14 protein-coding genes are annotated in these 20,496 nt (G+C 63.9%); 9 read left to right on the forward strand and 5 right to left on the reverse strand.

The window, feature by feature from the left end; all coding sequences use genetic code 11:
* Positions 1-8: 8 nt before the first annotated feature.
* Entirely contained in the window at positions 9-1,004 is a 996-nt protein-coding gene (locus tag JHD59_RS07370; RefSeq protein WP_233163942.1) for an NAD(P)H-quinone oxidoreductase, read from the reverse strand.
* 135 nt (positions 1,005-1,139) lie between these two features.
* Here JHD59_RS07370 and JHD59_RS07375 point away from each other — a divergent pair, with 135 nt between their 5' ends.
* The 4 genes from JHD59_RS07375 to JHD59_RS07390 all read left to right on the forward strand — a co-directional run bounded on the left by JHD59_RS07375 (position 1,140) and on the right by JHD59_RS07390 (position 6,551).
* Positions 1,140-3,569 (forward strand): heavy metal translocating P-type ATPase, encoded by a 2,430-nt coding sequence (locus JHD59_RS07375; protein ID WP_199153771.1) that lies wholly within the window; start codon positions 1,140-1,142, stop codon positions 3,567-3,569.
* The gene (ccoS, locus tag JHD59_RS07380; protein ID WP_103316864.1) at positions 3,569-3,736 is read left to right on the forward strand and encodes a cbb3-type cytochrome oxidase assembly protein CcoS; all 168 of its coding nucleotides are present in this window, start codon (positions 3,569-3,571) and stop codon (positions 3,734-3,736) included. Before JHD59_RS07375 ends, ccoS begins: the two co-directional genes overlap by 1 nt.
* A 133-nt stretch (positions 3,737-3,869) precedes the next feature.
* Positions 3,870-5,171: a nucleoside transporter C-terminal domain-containing protein gene (locus JHD59_RS07385; protein WP_199153772.1), complete on the forward strand. Its 1,302-nt coding sequence runs from the start codon at positions 3,870-3,872 to the stop codon at positions 5,169-5,171.
* Positions 5,172-5,240: 69 nt separating this feature from the next.
* A complete protein-coding gene (locus JHD59_RS07390; RefSeq protein ID WP_199153773.1) occupies positions 5,241-6,551 on the forward strand; it encodes an MFS transporter in 1,311 nt (436 codons plus the stop codon).
* A 70-nt stretch (positions 6,552-6,621) separates the two neighbouring features.
* On the opposite strand, the gene copC is transcribed toward JHD59_RS07390, so the two are convergent.
* The 3 genes from copC to JHD59_RS07405 all read right to left on the reverse strand — a co-directional run bounded on the left by copC (position 6,622) and on the right by JHD59_RS07405 (position 10,555).
* Positions 6,622-8,085, reverse strand: coding sequence for an arginine ADP-riboxanase CopC (gene copC / locus JHD59_RS07395; RefSeq protein WP_199153774.1), 1,464 nt, complete (start codon positions 8,083-8,085; stop codon positions 6,622-6,624).
* 191 nt (positions 8,086-8,276) lie between these two features.
* Positions 8,277-9,671 carry a dihydrolipoyl dehydrogenase gene (locus JHD59_RS07400; RefSeq protein ID WP_199153775.1) on the reverse strand — a complete coding sequence of 465 codons (1,395 nt, stop codon included), beginning with the start codon at positions 9,669-9,671 and terminating at the stop codon, positions 8,277-8,279.
* A 152-nt stretch (positions 9,672-9,823) separates the two neighbouring features.
* A complete protein-coding gene (locus tag JHD59_RS07405) occupies positions 9,824-10,555 on the reverse strand; it encodes a redoxin family protein (protein ID WP_103316872.1) in 732 nt (243 codons plus the stop codon).
* A gap of 138 nt (positions 10,556-10,693) precedes the next feature.
* On the opposite strand from JHD59_RS07405, the gene JHD59_RS07410 reads away from it, so the two are divergent.
* Positions 10,694-11,137 carry a VOC family protein gene (locus tag JHD59_RS07410; protein WP_233163943.1) on the forward strand — a complete coding sequence of 148 codons (444 nt, stop codon included), beginning with the start codon at positions 10,694-10,696 and terminating at the stop codon, positions 11,135-11,137.
* 7 nt (positions 11,138-11,144) lie between these two features.
* Here JHD59_RS07410 and JHD59_RS07415 read toward each other — a convergent pair whose 3' ends face one another.
* Positions 11,145-12,047, reverse strand: coding sequence for a LysR family transcriptional regulator (locus JHD59_RS07415; RefSeq protein ID WP_199153776.1), 903 nt, complete (start codon positions 12,045-12,047; stop codon positions 11,145-11,147).
* A gap of 404 nt (positions 12,048-12,451) precedes the next feature.
* On the opposite strand from JHD59_RS07415, the gene JHD59_RS07420 reads away from it, so the two are divergent.
* The 4 genes from JHD59_RS07420 (at position 12,452) to JHD59_RS07435 (ending at position 20,494) form a co-directional block, all read left to right on the forward strand.
* Positions 12,452-13,579, forward strand: coding sequence for an efflux RND transporter periplasmic adaptor subunit (locus tag JHD59_RS07420; RefSeq protein ID WP_199153777.1), 1,128 nt, complete (start codon positions 12,452-12,454; stop codon positions 13,577-13,579).
* An 8-nt stretch (positions 13,580-13,587) separates the two neighbouring features.
* Complete coding sequence (locus tag JHD59_RS07425) at positions 13,588-16,737, forward strand: efflux RND transporter permease subunit (RefSeq protein ID WP_199153778.1); 3,150 nt, start codon at positions 13,588-13,590, stop codon at positions 16,735-16,737.
* An 898-nt stretch (positions 16,738-17,635) separates the two neighbouring features.
* Complete coding sequence (locus JHD59_RS07430; RefSeq protein ID WP_199153779.1) at positions 17,636-19,525, forward strand: lytic transglycosylase domain-containing protein; 1,890 nt, start codon at positions 17,636-17,638, stop codon at positions 19,523-19,525.
* Positions 19,526-19,558: 33 nt separating this feature from the next.
* Positions 19,559-20,494, forward strand: a complete 936-nt coding sequence (locus tag JHD59_RS07435; RefSeq protein WP_199153780.1) for a complex I NDUFA9 subunit family protein — start codon at positions 19,559-19,561, stop codon at positions 20,492-20,494.
* Positions 20,495-20,496: the final 2 nt, after the last annotated feature.

Raw genomic sequence — 20,496 nt, forward strand, 5'->3', positions numbered from 1 at the left:
ATACCCGCTCAGGCCTCCCCGGCCTGGGTGGGAAACATCGTCAGCACCACCTTGCCCAGGTTGCGGTTTTCCGCCATATACTGATGCGCGTCCGCTACCTGGGTCCAGGGATAGCTGCTGTCCACCACGGCGCGCAGCCGGCCGTCGAGGATCGCCGGCAGAATGCGCTCGCGCAGCGCCGCCGCCAACCTGGCCTTCACCGCCAAGGGCTGCGGTCGCAGCGTAGAGCCTATCAGGCTGATGCGCTTCATCAGCAGCCGGCCGAAATCCAGCTCCGCCTTCAAGCCGCCCATCAGGCCGATGTTCACTAAACGGCCATCCGGATTCAGCGCCTGCAGGTTCTCCGCCAGATAGCTGGCGCCCACCGGGTCCAGCGCCACATCCGCCCCGCCCCAGCTTTTGACCAGATCGCCAAATGCCGCCGTCTCGCGGTAATTGAAGACTTGCCGCGCGCCCATCTCACGGCAGAACGCCAGCTTTTGCGCGCTGCCCGCGCTGGCGAACGCCGTCGCGCCCAGCATGTTCGCCAGCTGGATCGCCGCCGCGCCCACGCCGCTGGCGCCGGCATGCACCAATACGCGCTCGCCGGCTTGCAACTGGGCCTTTTCCACCAGATTGAACCAGGCCGTCATCCAGGCCTCCGGCAGGCTGGCGGCCTCCACCCAGGACAATTCGTCCGGCTTGGCGATGGCCAGCGCTTCCTCCATCAGCACGTACTCGGCGTAGCCGCCGCCCTCCACCAGGCCGAATACCGCGTCGCCAGGCTGGAACGCCGAACCGTCCGCCGCCTCCTCCACCCAGCCGGCCACCTCCAGGCCCATCAGCGGGCTGGCGCCAGGCGGCGGCGGATAGCGGCCCTCGCGCTGCATCAGGTCGGCGCGGTTGACGCCGGCCGCCATCACCCGCACCAGCAACTTGCCCGGCGCCCATTGCGGACGCGGCCACTCGCCGATTGCCATCGTTTCCACGCCGCCGGGCGTGTGTTGCACCACTGCCTGCATCATGATTTCCATCCTTTCGTCGGCTTGCGCTCAATGACGGACAGATGCGGCCAATGCCGGACAATGCAAGCGCCGCGACTGGACAGCCTATGAGCTGGATCAAGCAATCCGGGCCAGCATTGATTACAATCCCTCGTCATGAGCGAGAACTGTTTCCATTGCGGCCTGCCCGTCCCCGCCGGCGCCCGCTTCCCCATCCGCTACCGCCAGCAAGAAGAGGCGGCCTGTTGCGCCGGCTGCCAGGCGGTGGCCAACACCATCATCCAGTCCGGTCTGGCCGACTATTACCAGCACCGGACCGAAGGAGCGGCCCGCGCCGAGGCGCTGCCGTCCGCCGTGCTGGAGCAGATCAAGCTATACGACGCCGAAGAGCTGCAGCAAAGCTTCGTCCACCGCGGCGACGGCGAAGAGCGCGAAGCGGCGCTGATGCTGGAAGGCATCACCTGCGCCGCCTGCATCTGGCTGAACGAACAGCATCTGCGCCAACTGCCCGGCGTGCTGTCGGTAGACATCAATTACAGCACCCAGCGCGCCCGCGTGCGCTGGGACAACAGCCGCATCCAGCTGTCCGCCATTTTGCAGGCGGTGGCGGACATAGGCTATCGCGCCCACCCCTACGATGCCGAGCGCCAGGAGAAACTGCAGCAAAAAGAACGCAAGCAGGCCTTGACCCGGCTATGGGTGGCCGGGCTCTCGATGATGCAGGTGATGATGTACGCGGTGCCGGTCTACCTGGCGCCGGACGGCGACATCGCCCCGGACTTCCTGTGGCTGCTGCACTGGGCCAGCTTCATCCTGACGCTGCCGGTGCTGCTGTATTCGGCCCTGCCGTTCTACCGCAATACCTGGCGCGACCTGAAACGCGGCCGCATGGGCATGGATACGCCGGTCACCATCGGCATTCTCACGGCATTCTTCGCCAGCTTCTGGGCGCTGATCCACAAGTACGAGCACGGCATCTATTTCGACTCGGTGTCGATGTTCGTGTTTCTGCTGCTGGGCGGCCGCTATCTGGAAGGCATCGCCCGGCGCAAGGCCGGCGCCGCCAGCGAAAGCCTGGTCAAGCTGGTGCCGGCCTTCGCCCACCGCCTGGCGAATTGGCCAGACAGCCGCGACAGCCACGAAGCCACCGTCGCCAGCCTGCGCCCCGGCGACGTCATCCTGATCAAACCCGGCGAAACCATCCCGGCCGACGGCGCCGTGCTGGACGGCAAAAGCGCCAGCAACGAATCGCTGCTGACCGGCGAAAGCCGGCCCATCGCCAAGCAGCCCGGCGATGCGCTGATCGCCGGCAGCGTCAACACCGCCAGCCCGCTGGTGATGCGGGTGGAACAGGTCGGCCCCGCCACCCGGCTGGCCGGCATCGTGCGGCTCTTGGACCAGGCGCTGTCGGAAAAACCCAGGCTGGCGGTGCTGGCGGACCGCTTCGCCAGCTGGTTTGTCGCGCTGCTGCTGCTGGCCGCGGCGGCCAGCTATATCGGCTGGCATGTCATCGATCCGGACCGCGCGCTGTGGATCATGGTGGCGGTGCTGGTGATCTCCTGCCCCTGCGCGCTGTCGCTGGCCACCCCGGCTGCGCTGACCGCCGCCAGCGGCAACCTTGCCGCGCAAGGCGTGCTCACCACGCGCGGCCATGCCTTGGAGGCGATGGCGAAAATCACCGACGTGGTGTTCGACAAGACCGGCACGCTGACGCACGGCCAGATGCGGCTGCGCGATGCGCAAGGCCCCTTGCCGCGCACACAGGCCTTGGCGCTGGCCGCGGCGCTGGAACAGGCTTCCGAACACCCGCTGGCGCAAGCCATCGTCGCCGCGGCGGAGGGCCTCGCGCTGCCCGCTCTGCAATCCGCGGCCAATCATCCGGGACACGGCGTCGCCGGGAGGATTGACGGCGAGGAATGGCGATTGGGATCGGCGCCGTTCATCGCCGCCTGGCTGAACCAGCCGGTAACGGAACAGACAAACTGGCATCCAGACTGCAGCCACGTGCTGCTGGCCAATCGCGATGGCGTGCAGGCCTGCTTCGCCATCGGCGACAGCTGCCGAGACGACGCCGCCGCGCTGGCGCACAAGCTGCGCGCGCGCGGCCTGGCCGTGCATCTGCTCAGCGGCGATGGCGAAACCGCCGTCGCCAGCTTGGCTGAAGAGCTGGGCATCGCGGATTGGCGCGCCCGCGCCGCGCCGGAGGACAAGCTGGCCTTCGTTTCCCAACTGCAGGCCCAGGGCCGGCGCGTGCTGATGGTGGGCGACGGCATCAACGACGCCCCGGTGCTGGCGCGCGCCGACGTTTCCATCGCCATGGGCGGCGGCACCGATGTCGCCCGCGCCAGCGGCGACATGGTGTTGATCGCCGACCAGCTGCTGCTGATAGACCAGGCCATCGCCATGGGCCGGCGGGCGCTGACGGTGATTCGGCAAAACCTGCTGTGGGCGGCGGGGTATAATGTGGTGGCGCTGCCCTTGGCCATCGCCGGCCATGTCACGCCGTGGCTGGCCAGCCTGGGCATGGCGCTCAGCTCGCTGCTGGTGGTCGGCAACGCCCTGCGCCTTACCCAACGGAAACCTTGATGGAAAGCCTTTATCTGCTCATTCCACTCAGCCTGGTGCTGGCCTTCGTCATCGGCGCGATTTTCTGGTGGGCCACCCGCGCCGGCCAATTCGACGACATGGAAGGCCCGGCCCACCGCATCCTGATGGACGACGACACGCCGCATAGCGACGACAAGCCGGAATGACGATGCGCTACCCATCCGGGTAAAATGCGCCGCAATCGACCGCCGCCCTTTATGGCCGGCGGTTTCTTGCTGTAGAATGCCGCGTCTTTAAGCATTAGCAAATCATTATCCTGCTAGTTTTAAAGGCGTCTCCGTGAATACCATACAAGCCCTGGCCGGCATGCTGCTCCTTGTCGGCACAGCCTTCGCTTTCTCCACCAACCGCCGCGCCATCAACTGGCGCACCGTGCTGATCGGCCTGGCCATTCCCAGCGGCCTGTTCCTGGCGATCAACTACCTGCCCGCGGTCAACGCCGGCTTTTCCGCTTTCGGCAGCGGCTTCGCCAAGGTATTGAGCTTCTCCGGCGACGGGGCGCGCTTCATTTTCGGCGACCTGGCTCATCCCGGCGGCAAGCTCGGTTTCCTGTTCGCCTTCACCGTGCTGCCGGTCATCATCTTTTTCTCCGCCTTCAGCGCCTTGCTATACCACTTCGGCATCTTGCAGAAAGTGGTCAACGGCCTGGCCTGGCTGATGAAGCGCAGCCTGTGCCTGTCCGGCCCGGAGAGCGTGGTGACCGCTGCCAACATCTTCCTAGGCCAGACTGAGGCTCCGCTGCTGGCCCGGCCCTACATCCAGCACATGACCCGCTCCGAGCTGGCCTGCGTGATGATTGCCGGCATGTCCACGCTGTCCGGCGGCGTGATGGCCGCTTACGTGGCCTTTCTCGGCGGCACCGACCCGGCTGAGCAGGCGCGCTTCGCCACATACCTGCTGACCGCATCCTGCATGAACGCTGCCGGTGCCGCCACTTTCTGCAAGATCATGTTCCCGGAAACCAGCCCGGCCGAGATTTCCAGCAACAAGCTCACGGCCGAGCAGGAAAAGACCGGCGGCAACTTCGTCAGCGCCGTGGTGTCCGGCGCGCTGGACGGCATGAAGATGGCCGCCGCCGTGGCCACCATTCTGCTGGCCATCGTGTCGCTGATCGCGCTGGCCAATTACGCGGTGAAGGATGGCCTGGGCGAACTGCTGGGCGTCAACGGCGCCATCCGCGCCGCCACCGGCGGCATGTTCGACGGCCTGACGCTGCAATACCTGGCCGGCCAAGCTTTCCGCGTCTGCGCCTTCCTGATGGGCATAGGCTGGCACGAGACCCTGGGCGTCGGCAGCCTGCTGGGCCAGAAGATCGTGCTGAACGAGTTCATCGCCTATCTGGACCTGGCCAAGATGAAGGCGGCCGGCTCGCTGTCGCCCAGCACGGTGATGATCTCCACCTTCGCTCTGGCCAGCTTTTCCAACTTTTCCTCCGTGGGCATCTGCGTGGCCGGCATCGGCTCGCTGGCCCCGTCGCGGCAGCAGGAGCTGGCCGACATCGGCATGCGCGCGCTGCTGGCTTCGATACTGACCGGTTTCATGACCGCCTCCACGGCCGGCCTGTGGCTGTCGCTGGCGTAAACCGGCGCCACTGACAAGCAGGCGGGAATCCGTTAGCATGCGGTTCCCGCCTTTTTCATGAACGGCTCCATGAAATCCGAATTCTCCTTCTTCGCCACCCGGCGTTTCCTGCCGCTGTTCGGCACCCAGTTTTTGGGCGCCTTCAACGACAATATGCTGAAAACCGCCATTGTGGTGCTGATCAGCTTTCACGGCCTGACTACCGCCGGGCTGCCGCCGGAGCAGCTGGTCAACCTGGCCGCCGGCATTTTCATTCTGCCGTTCTTTCTGTTCTCGGCCAGCGCGGGCAAGTTGTCCGAGCGCTTCGACAAGGCGCGCATCGCCCGGCTGATCAAGCTGGCGGAAATCGCCATCATGCTGCTGGCCGGCGCCGGCTTCCTGTTGCAATCGGCCGCCATCCTGCTGGGTGCCTTGTTCCTGATGGGCACGCACTCCGCCTTCTTCGGTCCGCTGAAGTATTCGGTGTTACCGCAGTATCTGCGCGAGCACGAACTGGTGGGCGGCACCGGTCTGATCGAGATGGGCACCTTCCTCGCCATTCTGCTGGGCCAGCTGCTGGGCAGCATGCTGACGCACAATAGCGTGCTGATGATCATCGCCGCGCTGCTGGCCACTGCCGTGCTCGGCTATTTCAGCAGCGCCAAGATGCCCTCGGTGCCGGCCGGCGCGCCGCACCTGAAACTGTCTTGGAACTTCATCGGCGATTCGGTGCAACTGGTAGGGCAAGCCTGGAAAATCCACGATGTGCGCTGCGCCATCCTCGGCATTTCCTGGTTCTGGCTGATGGGCGCGATCTACACCACCCAGCTGCCCACCTTCACCCGGCTGCATCTGGGCGGCGACGCCGATGTCTACACCCTGCTGCTGGCCTTGTTCTCCATCGGCATCGGCATCGGCTCCATGGCCTGCGCCAAGGTATCGCACGGCCAATTGCAGCTGGGCATCGTGCTCCTGGGCAGCGCCGGCATGACAGTGTTCGGCGGCGATCTGGCCCTGGGCGCGATGCCGCATTACCAAGGCCAGCTGGCCACACTGACAGAATACCTGTCGCGCCCCGGCAGCTGGCGCAGCATCGTCGATGTGGCCTTGCTGGGCTTCTTCGGCGGCTTCTTCACCGTGCCGCTGTACACTTGGCTGCAAACCGGCAGCCCGGACGCATTTCGCTCGCAGGCAGTAGCCGCCAACAACATCATCAACGGCTTCTACATGGTGGCGGCGGCCATCGGCAGCGCGCTGATGCTGAAGTGGTACGACAGCATCTCCATGCTGCTGCTGGCGGCTGCCTTGCTCAATGTGCTGGCCACCGCCCACCTGGCCTGGTGCGCGCCGGTGATCTGGCGCCAGCGCCTGGACTGGCTGCGGGCGCTGCGAAACGAATAGCCGTCGCGCCTGCGGTCGAAAAAACCGTTCCGGACCCGGGACGGTTTTTCATCCGGCCAACCTCGCCGCGCTAGGCGAGCAAGGCGTCAAGTTTTCCGCTATTCCACTCCGACAGCAAGTTCCGGTCGGCACCGTGCTTGATCAGCACCGCTGCCATTTCCCTATTGTCCCATATGACCGCATTGTCCAGCATGGTGTCGCCGCTGTTCACAACTTCGAACCGCGCGTTCACCTCTGCCAAGCCGCGGGACAGGAACTGGTCCAGGATATAGACGCTGGCGCCATGCTCGCTCAGCGCATAGTTCAGTTCACGGAAAGAGCCGAGCGGCGTGCTGGCAAAATCGCTGGCCTCGAAACGCCAGTTGTCCAGCAGGTGGGCCGCCACCGCGTCCTTGCCTTTATAGATGGCGTGCCACATCGCCGTCACCGCGTCGCCCTTGCTCGAGACCAGACCGGACAATGCCGGCAGATTCACCGAGTCCACCGCCTCCTCCAGCAGCATGGGACGCAACGAGTGCTTGGCGTAGTCCGTCGTCGCCATCAGGCGCGGGATATGGAACTCGGCCTGGAAGACGCTGTTCAGCACCCGGTCCAGCGCTGGGCCGGATTGCATGGCCTGGTCGAACACATAGGCCTTGAAGGCCTCGTCCTTGCTGTCGCGCAGAAATTCGATCAGGTGCAACGCCACTGCGGCCTTCATGTCGCGAGAGTTGAATATCGGGGCGTTCTGACGGTATTTGCCCTCGTGAATCCAGCGCCCCGTCTCCGCCCCCATCTGCGGGAAGCTGCCGACGAAATCCTGATGCTCGGCCTCGCGCCCGCCGGGCACCCGGTTGAAGAAGTGGTCGGTCAGGGTCAGGTAGCCATGGCGGCATGCCGGCAGCGTATCGGAGACGACGTAGGCGTTCGCGCCGAAGTCCATCGTGCTATGCTTATGATTCAACGGCTTGTCTTGCTTGTCCTGCCCGGAGAACTCCACGCCGAAGAACACGAAGTCATGATTGCTCAACCGCGCCTTGTCGCCCGCGAAGGTATTGCCGCCCGAGGACCGCGATTCCCGGGCCAGCAGATGATTGGACGCGATCGCCGCCGTCTTGCCGTCGTCCAGCGCCGCATTGGACTGGTGGCGGAAATGCCAGACGCCGGTCATGATGCGTTCCTTCAGGCCGCGCTCGGCGGAGTCCAGCGCGCCCAGTCTGGCCTCAACCGCCGCCAGATTGTGCCGGGACAGGCTGCCCAGCCGCTGCAGGGCGCTGAAGCCGTATTGCCCGCGCTTTTCCAATGCGTCGCCGGTCGCCTCGAACAGCTTGCCGTTCGCGAACATCAGACCATAGGACTGCGCCGCCACGGCCTTGCGCAGAAAGGCGCCGATTTTTCCGGCGGCAGCGGCCTCGCCGTCGCTGGCGGCCGAGACGGGCGGCAACGGCGCGCAGCGGATGCCGCTCAGGCGGCGTCCGATCGCCGTCGGATCGCCGGAGCCGGCCTCCGGCGGGTTCAACTTCGACAAAGACGGGGAATGGTTTTCTACTCGCATCTGGCCTCGGCTCCAATATCATTGAGCGTGCATTTTTATGCAATGCCCAAACCGGCGCTTGCAAAAAACAATCACCAGAAAGCTGGCAGCCAAAGGCTTCGAACCGCGTCTTGCGCCATGAGAAAAGCGCGCGATGGCAAAAACCATCGCGGGCCGGGGGCTTGCATCAAACAGGCGGACGCCCACCCGGCTCAGTCCCGCACCAGCTTCGCCGCCGCGTCGCGCAAGGCGGTGCGCAGTCCTTCTTCTATAACCGGATGGTAGAACGGCATGTCCAGCATCTGCGAAATGGTCAGCCGTTGCTGATGGCTCCAGGCCAGCAAGTGGGCCAGGTTTTCCGCGCGCGGGCCTATCATCTCGGCGCCGAGGAAGCGGCCGGTCGCCTGGTCCGCATACACATGCAGCAATCCCTTGTTGATGCCCATCACCCGGCTGCGGCCCTGATCCTCGAAGCTGACTGCGCCCACCACGAAGCTGCCTTTCGGCAGATCGGCAAAGCGGCGGCCCACCATCATCATCTGCGGGTCCGAGAACACCACGGCGATGGGCGAGCGGCGCAGGCCCGGCGTCACGCCGGGATAACGCGCCGCGTTGAAACCGGCGGCCTTGCCCTCGTCGGCCGCCTCGTGCAGCAGCGGCAGGATATTGTTGGCGTCGCCGGCGATGAACACTGGGGCGCCGACGCACAACAGCGTTTCCGGATCGAACACCGGCGCGCCGCGCGCATCCAGCTGCACGCTGGTATTTTCCAGCCCCAGCCCCCGCACATTCGGGGTGCGGCCGGTTGCCGCCAGCACATAGTCGAAACGCTCCTCGACCGCTTCGCCATCCAGGTTCACATAACGGATGCGAGCGGCGTCGCCCTCATTGGCCATTTCCAGCACCTGGGCGCTCGGATCGAGGTAGAACTGATCCTGCAAGGCCTGGCGGGCGTAATCGCGCACCGCCGGATCGGACAAGGGACCGACGCCGCCGCCCACGCCGAACACGCGCACCCGCACGCCCAGCCGGGACAAGGCCTGGCCCAGTTCCAGGCCGATCACGCCCGGGCCGAACACCGCCACGCTTTGCGGCAAGTCTTCCCAATCGAAAACGTCGTCGTTGACGATCAGCCTATCGCCAAAAGCCTGGAACGGCGCCGGAATGGCCGGCGACGAGCCGGTGGCGATCACCACGCGCTTGGCCTGGACGATGGCGTGGTCGTCCACCTGCAAGGTAGTGTTGTCGATGAAGCGGGCGTAGCCGCGCAGCTTGTCTTCGGCCGGAATGCCATCCACGCCGCGCACCACAAAGCCGACAAAGCGGTCGCGCTCGCCGCGCACCCGGGCCATCACCTCGCGGCCATCGATGCGGACTTCGCCATCGACATGCACGCCGAACATGTCCGTGTGGCGGGCGTGATGGGCCGCTTCAGCGGCGGCGATCAACAGCTTGGACGGCATGCAGCCGACGCGGGCGCAAGTGGTGCCGTAGGGGCCGCCTTCGATGATCAGCGCGGAGGCGCCTTCCGCCTTGGCGGCGCGGTAGGCGGCCAGGCCAGCGGTGCCGGCGCCGATGACGGCAACGTCGATATGGATGGTTTTCATGGTCTGTATCCTCTTATTTGGCGGGGATGCGGCACGACACGCCGCGCATGCCGTCCCGCATCCCGGCGAAAAAACGGCCGGCAGGAGTACCGGCCCAAAGCGACCGGCGGCGTCAGGGCCCGAAGCCGCCGGCAACGAACGTCAGTTCAACCTTACTTGGCGAAGCGCTTTTCCACTTCGTCGGCGGAGCCGATCAGCTGGCCGTTGATGAACACCTGCGGGGCGGTCATCGCGCCGGACACGGCGCCCAGCACCTTGCCGCGAATCTTGTTGTCCAGCGGCACTTCTACGAAGTCGTAGCCGTTTTCAGCCAGCACGGCCTTGGCGCGGGCGCAGTGCGGGCAACCGACCTTGGTGAACACCACCACTTGATCCGGCTTCTTGGCCGTCGGGTTGATGTAGTTCAGCAGGGTGTCGGCATCGGACACCTTGAACGGATCGCCCGGCTCTTGCGGCTCGATGAACATCTTGTCCACCACGCCGTTCTTCACCAGCATGGAGTAGCGCCAGCTGCGCTTGCCGAAACCCAGATCGGCCTTGTCCACCAGCATGCCCATGCCTTCGGTGAAATCGCCGTTGCCGTCCGGAATCATCACCAGATTACTGGCTTCCTGATCCTTGGCCCATTCGTTCATCACGAAGGTATCGTTGACCGATACGCACAGGATGGCATCCACGCCGTTGGCGAAGAAGGCAGGCGCCAGTTCATTGAAACGCGGCAGGTGGGTGGACGAGCAGGTGGGGGTGAACGCGCCCGGCAGCGAGAACACGGCGACGGTCTTGCCATCGAACAGTTCTGCGGTGGTAACATTCTTCCATTCGTTGTTTTCGCGGATGCGGAAAGTCACGTTCGGTACGCGTTGGCCTTCACGGTTTTGCAGCATGGCTATCTCCTTAGCGGGGTGATGCGGTTGTTAACTATCGGTGAGTGCATTCTGATAGCCATGATAAAATTCGTCTAATTGATTGTTGCAAGAATTCTGATTGTTTTTCCTAATGAGCTACGCGCGCGACAGGCTGCCATGGGCCGACGGCGCTGCAGCATCGGCATCGAACACACATCCTTCCAAATCGATATGCATATCCACGGCCTGCACCACGTCGCCATCATCGCCTCCGACTATCAGCGCTCGCGAGACTTCTACCATCGCATTCTTGGGTTGCCGATCGTGGCCGAGAACTGGCGGGAAGAGAGGCAGTCATGGAAATTGGACCTGGCCTTGCCGGGAGGCGCCCAAATCGAATTGTTCAGCTTTCCGTCGCCGCCGCCCCGCCCCACCAGGCCTGAAGCCTGCGGCCTGCGCCACCTGGCCTTGGCCTGCGCCGATGCCGCGGCCGCGCGCAGCTATCTGCAGGCGAGCGGCGTCGCCTGCGAAGCGCTCAGAGTGGACGAATATACCGGCGCGCATTTTTTCTTCTGCGCCGATCCAGACGGCTTGCCAATCGAGTTTTACCAAAGCGCCTAAGCGCCGCTCACCCGGCGCCGCGGCCATGGGCCGCCGCCCATGGCTCAAGCCGCTCGACAAACCAGCGCAAAGCCTTGCCGCCGCTTCCGTGCCGCCAGGCGAAGCAAGCCGCCGGCATCGGACGGGCGGATTCCACCCGCCGCGAAACCAGCTCGCCCGCGGCCAGGTGCTGGCGCACGCACTCTCTAGGCAGGTAGCACACGCCCAGACCGGCAAGCACCAGACTGAGCTTGGCCGAATTGCTGTAGACCAGCAGCAGCTCCTGTCCCTCTTCCATGCCGGCCGCGCGACCCCGCATATTGCGCGCGGTATCCCCGATGGCGATCAGACGATGGCGGCGCAACTGTTCGCGCCCGATCGGCTCTTGCTCTGCCGCCAGCGGATGATCTGGCCGCATCAGCAGCAACATGTCCATCTGGCCGATCTCGCGGCAGCTGCAACCATCCGGCACCACCTGCATCGGCGCGCCTATCACCAAATCGGCCCGTTCATCAAGCAGCGCGTCCCAGGTGCCATTGAAAATTTCGCGGGCAAAACTTAGCCGGGTGCCGGTGCCCAAGGCGTCGAATTCTTGAATCAGCGGCACCAGGGTATCGATCGGCGTCACCCCGCTCAGCGCGATGCGCAATTCGTCCTCCCAGCCCTCGGCGCACAGTGCCAGCCGCCGCTCCAGACGGTCGGCGGCATCCAGCAGCCGGCGTCCGTCCCGCAGCAGCACTTCCCCCTCGGGAGTCAAGCGCGCGCGGTAGCCGCTGCGGTCGAAAATGGCGATCCCCAGCTGCTGTTCCAATTTCTGCATGGTGTAGGTCAGCGCAGACGGCACCTTGTGCAAAGCCTCCGCCGCCGCGGCGAAACTGCCGTGCCGCGCCACCGCATCCAGCGCCGTCAATGCCTCGAGCGAAATCTTCATATTCAAATTCCTTGAATTTCAACTTCTATCATTTCCGCTTTTTTCGACCGGATATAGAAAATAAAATTCAAGCACCGCTTAAAAACATTGGACAAAATGGATTTTATTAAAGAAACATGAAATATTAAAACAAATTAATAATTCAATTTTTTTCACAATAATATGCACCACAACACTTCAGCTCAATACACGCTCACCTCATGATTCAAACCAATGCCCCACACAGTTAGCGCCGCTGACAAAACCTAGAAAAACGCTTGAGCCAAGACTCGCCGACAAGGATCAGGCGTTTGTCAGCGGCGCTTAGGCCGGCCTGCTTCATTCATGCGTCCATACACAACCGCCTGATTGCCCATCCGTACCCGCAGCATCTGCGGCATCCGCCCGCACAGGAGTTCCATCACATGCACCACCCACTGCTACGTCCCTTATGGCTTGGCCTGTTATTGCCGCTCATGAGCGCCTGCGCGCCCTCGCAGCCCAAATCCGAACCGGAGATTCCTACCGTCACCGTGCAAACGGTACGCCCGCACAGCGTCCCGCTGCGCCTGGAGCTGGTGGGCGAGACCGCCGGATTCCGCGATGTGGAGGTACGCGCCCGCGTCGGCGGCATTCTGCTCAAGCGCACGTATACGGAAGGCCAGCCGGTAAAACAGGGACAAGTGCTGTTCCAGATCGACCCCGCGCCCTACCAGGCCGTGCTGGAACAGGCGAAAGGCGCGCAAGCGCAACAACAAGCCGCGCTGGACAAGGCCACCGCCGACCGCGACCGGATCATTCCGCTGTTCAAGGAAAACGCCGTTTCCAAGATGGACTACGACAACGCCGTATCCGCCTACAACAAGGCGCGCGCCGCCAAACAATCCGCCGACGCCAAGGTCAAGGAGGCGCAGCTCAACTTTGACTACACCCATGTCGCCGCGCCCATTTCCGGCATGACCAGCAAACAAGTGCAATCGGAAGGCAGCCTGATCCGGGTCGACGCCGCCGAGCCGCTGACCACCATCTCGCAACTCGATCCGATGTATGTGAACTTCTCGATCTCGGAGCAGGACCGGCTCGACTACGAACACGGCGTCAACCATGGCGACATCGCGGCGCCCAAAAACGCGCCGCGGGTCCGCATCCTGCTGGCCGACGGCAGCGAATATCCATTGACCGGCGAACTCAACTTCCACGACAACCGCGTGGACCCGCGCACCGGCACCATCCGCAGCCGCGCCATCTTCGCCAATCCGGACGGCAAATTGCTGCCTGGCCAGTTTGTGCGCGTGCTGCTGGATCTGGGCACCCGCCAGAACGTGATCACCGTGCCGGAGTCCGCCATCATCCAGTCGCAAGCCGAAAACATGGTGTTGACCGTTGACGAGAACAACAAGGTAGCCGCGCATCCCGTGGAGCTGGGCATGCAAAGCGGCGGCGAGGTGGTGATCGAATCCGGGCTGGCCGCCGGCGAGCGCCTGATCGTGGATGGCTTGATGAAGGCCACGCCGGGCAGCATGGTCAAGCCGATCGCCCAGGCCGGCAAATAGGAGGCGACATGTTTTCCAGATTCTTCATCCACCGCCCCATCTTCGCCAGCGTCATCGCCATCATCATCACGCTGGCGGGTCTGGCGGCCATGCGCGCGCTGCCGATTGAGCAATATCCGCAGATCGTGCCGTCGGTGGTATCGGTCAGCGCCAGCTACCCCGGCGCCACGCCGGAAACCATAGCCGAAACCGTAGCCGCGCCGCTGGAGCAGCAGATCAACGGCGTGGAGAACATGCTGTATCTTCAGTCCAACGCCTCGTCCACCGGCCAGCTCAGCCTCAACGTCTACTTCAAGGTGGGCACCGATCCGGACCAGGCGACCATCGACGTCAATAACCGGGTGCAGGCGGCGATGAAAATGATGCCGGAGGAAGTGCAGCGCCAGGGCATCACCGTGCGCAAGAAATCCACCTCCGTGCTCAGCGTGATCTCCATCGGCTCGCCGAATGGCCAATACGACCGCAACTACCTGGCCAACTACGCGCTGCTCAACATCATGGACGAGCTCAAGCGCATTCCAGGCATGGGCGATGTCAATATGATGGGCGGCACGGATTACGCGATGCGCATCTGGTTGCGCCCAGACCGCCTGGCGCAACTGGCGCTGACGCCGGCCGACGTGACGCGGGCGGTGCGCGAGCAGAACGCCCAGTTCGCCGCCGGCAAAATCGGCGCCCAACCCACCAACCAGGCCATCAACTTCACCTATACCGTCAACGCCAAAGGCCGGCTGGCGGACCCCAAGGAATTCGGCGACATCATCATTCGCTCGGAGCCGGACGGCTCCAAGATCCGCGTCAAGGACGTGGCGCGGGTGGAGATGGGCGGCAACGACTACGACGTGATCGGCATGCGCAACGGCAAGCCAGCCGTGGGCATCACCACTTATCTGCAGCCGAACGCCAACGCGCTGGAGGTGGCCGCGGCCATCCGCTCCAAGATGGAGAAGCTGAAAGCCCGCTTCCCGGCCGGCATCGACTACGCCATCCCCTTCGATACCACCCAGTTCATCCAGGTTTCCATCGAAAAGGTGGTCTCCACGCTGCTGGAGGCGACCGTGCTGGTCTTCGCCATCGTCTACCTGTTCCTACAGAACTTCCGCGCCACGCTGATTCCCTGCATCGCGGTGCCGGTATCGTTGATCGGCACCTTCGCCGGCATGATCATGCTGGGCTTCTCCATCAATCTGCTGACGCTGTTCGGCATGGTGCTGGCCATTGGCATCGTGGTGGACGACGCCATCGTGGTGCTGGAAAACGTGGAACGGATCATGCGCGAGCAGCGCTGCTCGGCCAAGGACGCCGCCATCCTGGCGATGCAGGAAGTTTCCGGTCCAGTGGTGGCCATCGTGCTGGTGCTGTGCGCGGTGTTCCTGCCAGTGGCCTTCATGGGCGGCATGACCGGCGTGATGTACAAACAGTTCGCCATCACCATCGCCATCTCGGTGATCTTGTCCGGCATTGTGGCGCTGACGCTGACCCCGGCGATGTGTGCCTTGCTGCTTAAGCCGGGACATCATGAACCGGCGCGCTTTTTCGCCTGGTTCAACCGCGCCTTCACCCGGCTCACCTTCGGCTATGTCACCGGCGTCGCCTTCCTCAACCGCCGCCGGGGGCTGGGATTGGGACTGTTCGCCGCCATGCTGCTGGCCACCGGCCTGCTGTTCACGCGCGTGCCCGGCTCATTGGTCCCGGACGAAGACATGGGCAGCCTGTTTGTCAGCGTGGCGCTGCCGGACGCCGCCGCGCTGACCCGCACCGCCAAGGTGACCGAGGCGTTCGACAAGGTCTTGCTGTCGAACCCCGATATCGCCAATGTCACCACCTTTACCGGCTTCGACATCCTGTCCAGCTCAAAACAGTCCAATCACGCCACCAGCTTCGTCACCCTGAAGCCCTGGCATGAGCGCAAAGGCGCCGGGCAGGATTCCGCCAGCATCGCCGCCTGGGCGATGGCGCGCGGCAAATCGGTTCAGGCGGCCGTCATCCGCGCCTTCACTCCCGCCCCCATCATCGGCATGTCCACCACGGGCGGCCTGGAGGCTTTCTTGCAGGACCGGGGCGGCAGCGGCTCGCGCAAACTCAGCGAAGCCACCACGCGCTTTCTTGCGGCGGCGGAAAAACGGCCAGAGTTCGCCTCGGTCAGCACCACTTTCCGCGCCGATGTGCCGCAGAAGTTCATCGATCTGGATAGGGAAAAAACCAAGGCGCTGGGCGTGAACATCAACGACGTGTTCGACGCCATGTCCGCCACCTTCGGCCAGCTTTACGTCAACGACTTCAACAAATTCGGCCGCACCTACAAAGTGCAGCTGCAATCCGAGGCCGATTTCCGCGCCCGCCCCGAAGACATCCGCAATGTGCACGTGCGCTCCGATGACGGCACCATGATCCCGCTGACCAGCCTGGTCACCATCCGGCCCAGCTTCGGCCCGGAGCTGGTAAACCGCTTCAATATTTTCAACGCCGCCAAGATCATGGCGCAGCCGGCGCCCGGCGTCAGCTCAGGCCAAGCCATCGCCGCGCTGGAGCAAGTGGCCGAGCAAACCCTGGGCAAAGACTATACCCTGGCATGGAGCGGCAGCGCCTATCAGGAAAAACTGGCCGGCAACAGCGGCGCCATGGCCTTCGCCTTCGGCATCCTGATGGTGTTCCTGATCCTGGCGGCGCAATACGAGAAATGGAGCCTGCCGCTGGCGGTCGTGAGCGCAGTGCCGTTTGCGCTGTTCGGCGCCTTGCTTGCCGTTTACCTGAGCGGCATGAACAACGACGTCTACTTCCAGATCGGCCTGGTGACGCTGATAGGCCTGGCAGCCAAGAACGCCATCTTGATCGTGGAGTTCGCGGTGATGAAATACCAGGAAGGCATGTCGCTGTCGCAAGCGGCATGCGAGGCGGCGCGACTGCGCTTTCGCCCCATCGTCATGACCTCGCTGGCCTTCATCCTGGGGTGCGTGCCCTTGCTCACCTCCAGCGGCGCCGGCGCGGCCAGCCGGCACTCGCTGGGCACGCCGGTGATAGGCGGCATGCTGGCCGCCACCTTCATCGCCATCTTCTTCATTCCGCTGTTCTTCATCTTGATCATGCAGCGCGGCCGCAAACCTCGCCAAACGGTTGAGATGGCACCTGCCGAAAACGGCGGATCAGGCCAGCGTTAAAAAAGCCCGCACCCTCGCGGCCGCCTGTAGCCGATACCGGCGGCCGCCCTGCCCGCTCACGCACATCCTCGCCATCGAATATCTGCAGGCAGACTGAAATCGGCGCCCCGCGCATCATCGTATTTTTCCAACCCCAAACGCCCCAAAATACCAAGCCCCATCACGGGCTTTATATTCACGTCGATAGACCACTCCATCGCCGCCACGCCGCCTCAAACCATCGCTCGCAGAATGAGGCCCGCCCCCCAATGCGCGACATCAGACCACGCGCCCCAGGCAATTCACTTGAAATATCAGAAAAACTCGCAGTTAGGCTACTTCGCCGCGGCCTTGTCTGGCTGCAAAGCGGAAAATGCTTTAAATTACTGGGTGTCGAAAAAGAATCTTTATATGGCCAAACTAGGGGCTGTTGACGTTTGGTGAGTGGATCGCGTTTGAGCCGATTTGGGCCGGAAGCAAGGCGCGCAGTCCGCCGCATAGTCATTCTATGCAAGGGCTGGGCAACGCGGCTTCCGGCCCAAAGCGGCCAAACCCGCAGGGCCGGGCGCCTTTCGCGCCGACTCTTCGTTGTTCCGCGCTGGCAGAGAATGACTATGCGGCGCGCGAAACGCCTCGATTCGGCGCAAAAAGCATCCCGGCGCGACCGCTCACCAAACGTCAACAGCCCCTAGCGTCGGCGCATTCGAATCGACATACCGAACTTCAAAGCGGCCGTCTGGATGTAAAGATGGCCGCAGGGGACCATAGACAAGTCATTGCCGTGGCAACAAAGCCTGAACCGACATCGCCCGAATTGTCTCTATGAGAAATGCGGTTGGTCTGGCGAAGCCCCCAACCCAAACAACATGCAAACCCTATCCGGCCAGGATGGGCTTTGAACAAAAAGACACCGACCCACATGAAAGTCCTGACCACCTCCATACGCCTGACCCTCCTGGCGATCGCGGCGGCCGCCCCTCTCTCCGCCTTCGCCGGCCCCGACGATACGCTGATCGCCGCGCGCGATGCGTACCGAGCCAATGACCAGACCAAGCTGGCCAGTCTGGGCGACAAGCTGCCAGCCGGCTATCCGCTGAAGGACTACCCGGCTTACTGGCTGACCTGGAAGGCGCTGGACAAGAATGACGACGCCCAGGTTTTGCGCTTCCTGGCCCAAGTGCAGGAAGGCCTGATGCCCGAGCGCATCCGCAATGAATGGGTCAAGAAATTGGGTCTGCGCGAGAACTGGACCGCCTTCGCCGAAGAGTGGAAAAAGCTGCCGGAGGAAGGCCGCGACGAAGAATCCACCTGTTACGGCCAGATCTACCAACTGCGCCAGGGCCAAAAGCTGGACGACCTCGACCGCTTCCTCGACAGCAAACCGGCACCGGACGGCTGCACCCGGCTGATCGAAGCCGCCTATGCCCGCGGCGCGTTGGACCAGGACTGGCTGTGGCGGCGCACGCGCCTGCTGCTGGCCGGCAACTTCCTGACCCAAGCCCGGCAACTGGCCTCCGACACCCAGCTGCCGCTCGACAACGCGGCGCTGAACAAGCCGGCCAACGCCAGCCCAGCCACGCCGGGCGGCCAGGAAGCCATCCTGTACGACATCGTGCGCAAGGCCAAGAGCGATCTAGACGGCGGCGCATCCTACCTGACGCGGGTGGAAAAAGACCTGACGCCGGATCGCGCAGGCTTCGGCTGGGGCCAACTCGCCCTGCTGTCCGCCCGCAAACAACTAGCGGGACAGGCGCTGCAATGGTTCGCCAAGGCCGATCCGCGCCAGCTCACCACCGATCAATGGGAATGGTGGGCGCGCGCCGCGCTGCGGCTGGAACAGTGGGCGCAACTCGATGACATCATTCGCCGCATGCCCAAAACCGTTTCCAGCAAACCGGCTTGGCGCTACTGGCAGGCCCGCTCGCTGAAGCAGCTGGGCAAGCCGGCCGAAGCCAGCCCGCTGCTCAGCCAGGCCAGCGTGGGCCACAGCTATTACGCGCTGCTGTCGCTGGAAGAACTGGGCAACAGCCTGTCCGCCTCCGCCAGCAAGACCACGCCGAGCAGCGCGGACGTCGACAAACTGAAAGCCGACCCGGCGATTCGCCGCTCGCTGGCGCTGCTGAACGTGGCCGAAATCTACACCAAGCCCGAATTCCGCACCGACGCGCAACGCGAATGGCGCTGGGCGATGCGCGGCCGCAACGACATGGAGCTGCTGGCCGCCGCCGAGATCGCCCGCAAGGAAGGCTTTTACGACATGGCCATCTACAGCGCGGAACGCACCAAGGAAGAGCACGATTTTTCGCTGCGCTATCTGACGCCCTACCGCGAAGTCACGCAAAAGTACGCCCGCCAGCTGGATATCGACGACGCCTGGGTTTACGGCTTGATCCGCCAGGAAAGCCGCTTCATCACCATGGCGCGTTCCGGCGTGGGCGCCTCCGGCCTGATGCAGCTGATGCCGGCCACGGCCAAATGGGCGGCCAAGAAGATCGGCCTCGCCCACTTCGCCGTCAACGATATCGAAACCAACGTCCAGCTCGGCACCTGGTATCTGCGCTATGTGCTGGACAATCTGTCCGGCAATCAGGTGATGGCCACCGCCGCCTACAACGCCGGCCCCAGCCGCGCCCGCAACTGGCAGGCTGACCGCCCGCTGGACGGCACCATCTACGCGGAAACCATACCGTTCAGCGAAACCCGCGACTATGTGCAAAAAGTCATGGCCAACGCGGCCTATTATTCCAGCACTTTCGGTCACGCCAACATCTCGCTGAAAAACCGGATGGGCATGATCCCGGCGCGCTAAGCGCAGCCTGGGCAACACAACACGGGAGCCAACATGTCTAGAATCTGTCTGATAGGCGGCAGCGGCTTCATCGGCCTGCATATCGCCACAAGGCTGGCCGAACAAGGGCATCGATTGACGGTAGCCACCCGCAAGGCGGCGCTGCCGGCGCTCAGCGTGCTGCCGTCGGTCGAGCTGGCATCGGCCGATGTCCACGATCCGGCCCGCTTGACCGAGCTGATCGCCGGCCACGACGCCGTGGTCAGCATGGTGGGCATCCTGCACGGCAGCCGCGCCCAGTTCGAGAAGGCGCATGTCCAGCTGGTGGAAAAGATCGTCGCCGCCTGCAAGCAAACGGGTGTGCGCCGCCTGGTGCACATCAGCGCCCTGGGCGCGGCGCAGGATGCGCCCAGCGATTATCAGCAGACCAAGGCCTTGGGCGAACTGGCGGTGGAAAACAGCGGGCTGGTCTGGACCATACTGCGGCCATCGGTGGTATTCGGCCAGGACGACGCCTTTCTCAATCTGTTCGCCGACCTGCAAAAACGGCTGCCCGTGTTGCCGCTGGCCGGCGCGCATTGCCGGATGGCTCCGGTATGGGTGGAGGATGTGGCCGGCGCGGTCAGCGCCTGCCTGGCGCGGCAGGAAACTGCGGGACTCCGGCTGGATCTGGCCGGACCGGAAATCTATACCCTGGCCGAACTGGCGCAGCTGGCCGGCAGGCTCAGCGGCCATCCGCGGCCCGTGATCGGCCTGCCGAACAGCCTGGCGATGCTGCAGGGCGCGCTGATGGAATGCCTGCCCGGCCCCACGCTGATGAGCCGCGACAATGTCAGGTCGCTGCAGTGGGATAATGTCAGCGACCAGCCCTTCCCTTCCGCGCTGCTGGGCTTCGAGCCCACCGCGCTATCCGCGCTGGCGCCGGGCTGGCTGGCCGGTCGCGACAGCAATTTCATCGCTTCCTGCTATCGAGAAAAGGCCGGACGTTGAGC

Source organism: Chromobacterium sp. ASV23 (assembly GCF_016428945.1).
GTDB classification, from domain to species: Bacteria; Pseudomonadota; Gammaproteobacteria; order Burkholderiales; family Chromobacteriaceae; genus Chromobacterium; species Chromobacterium sinusclupearum.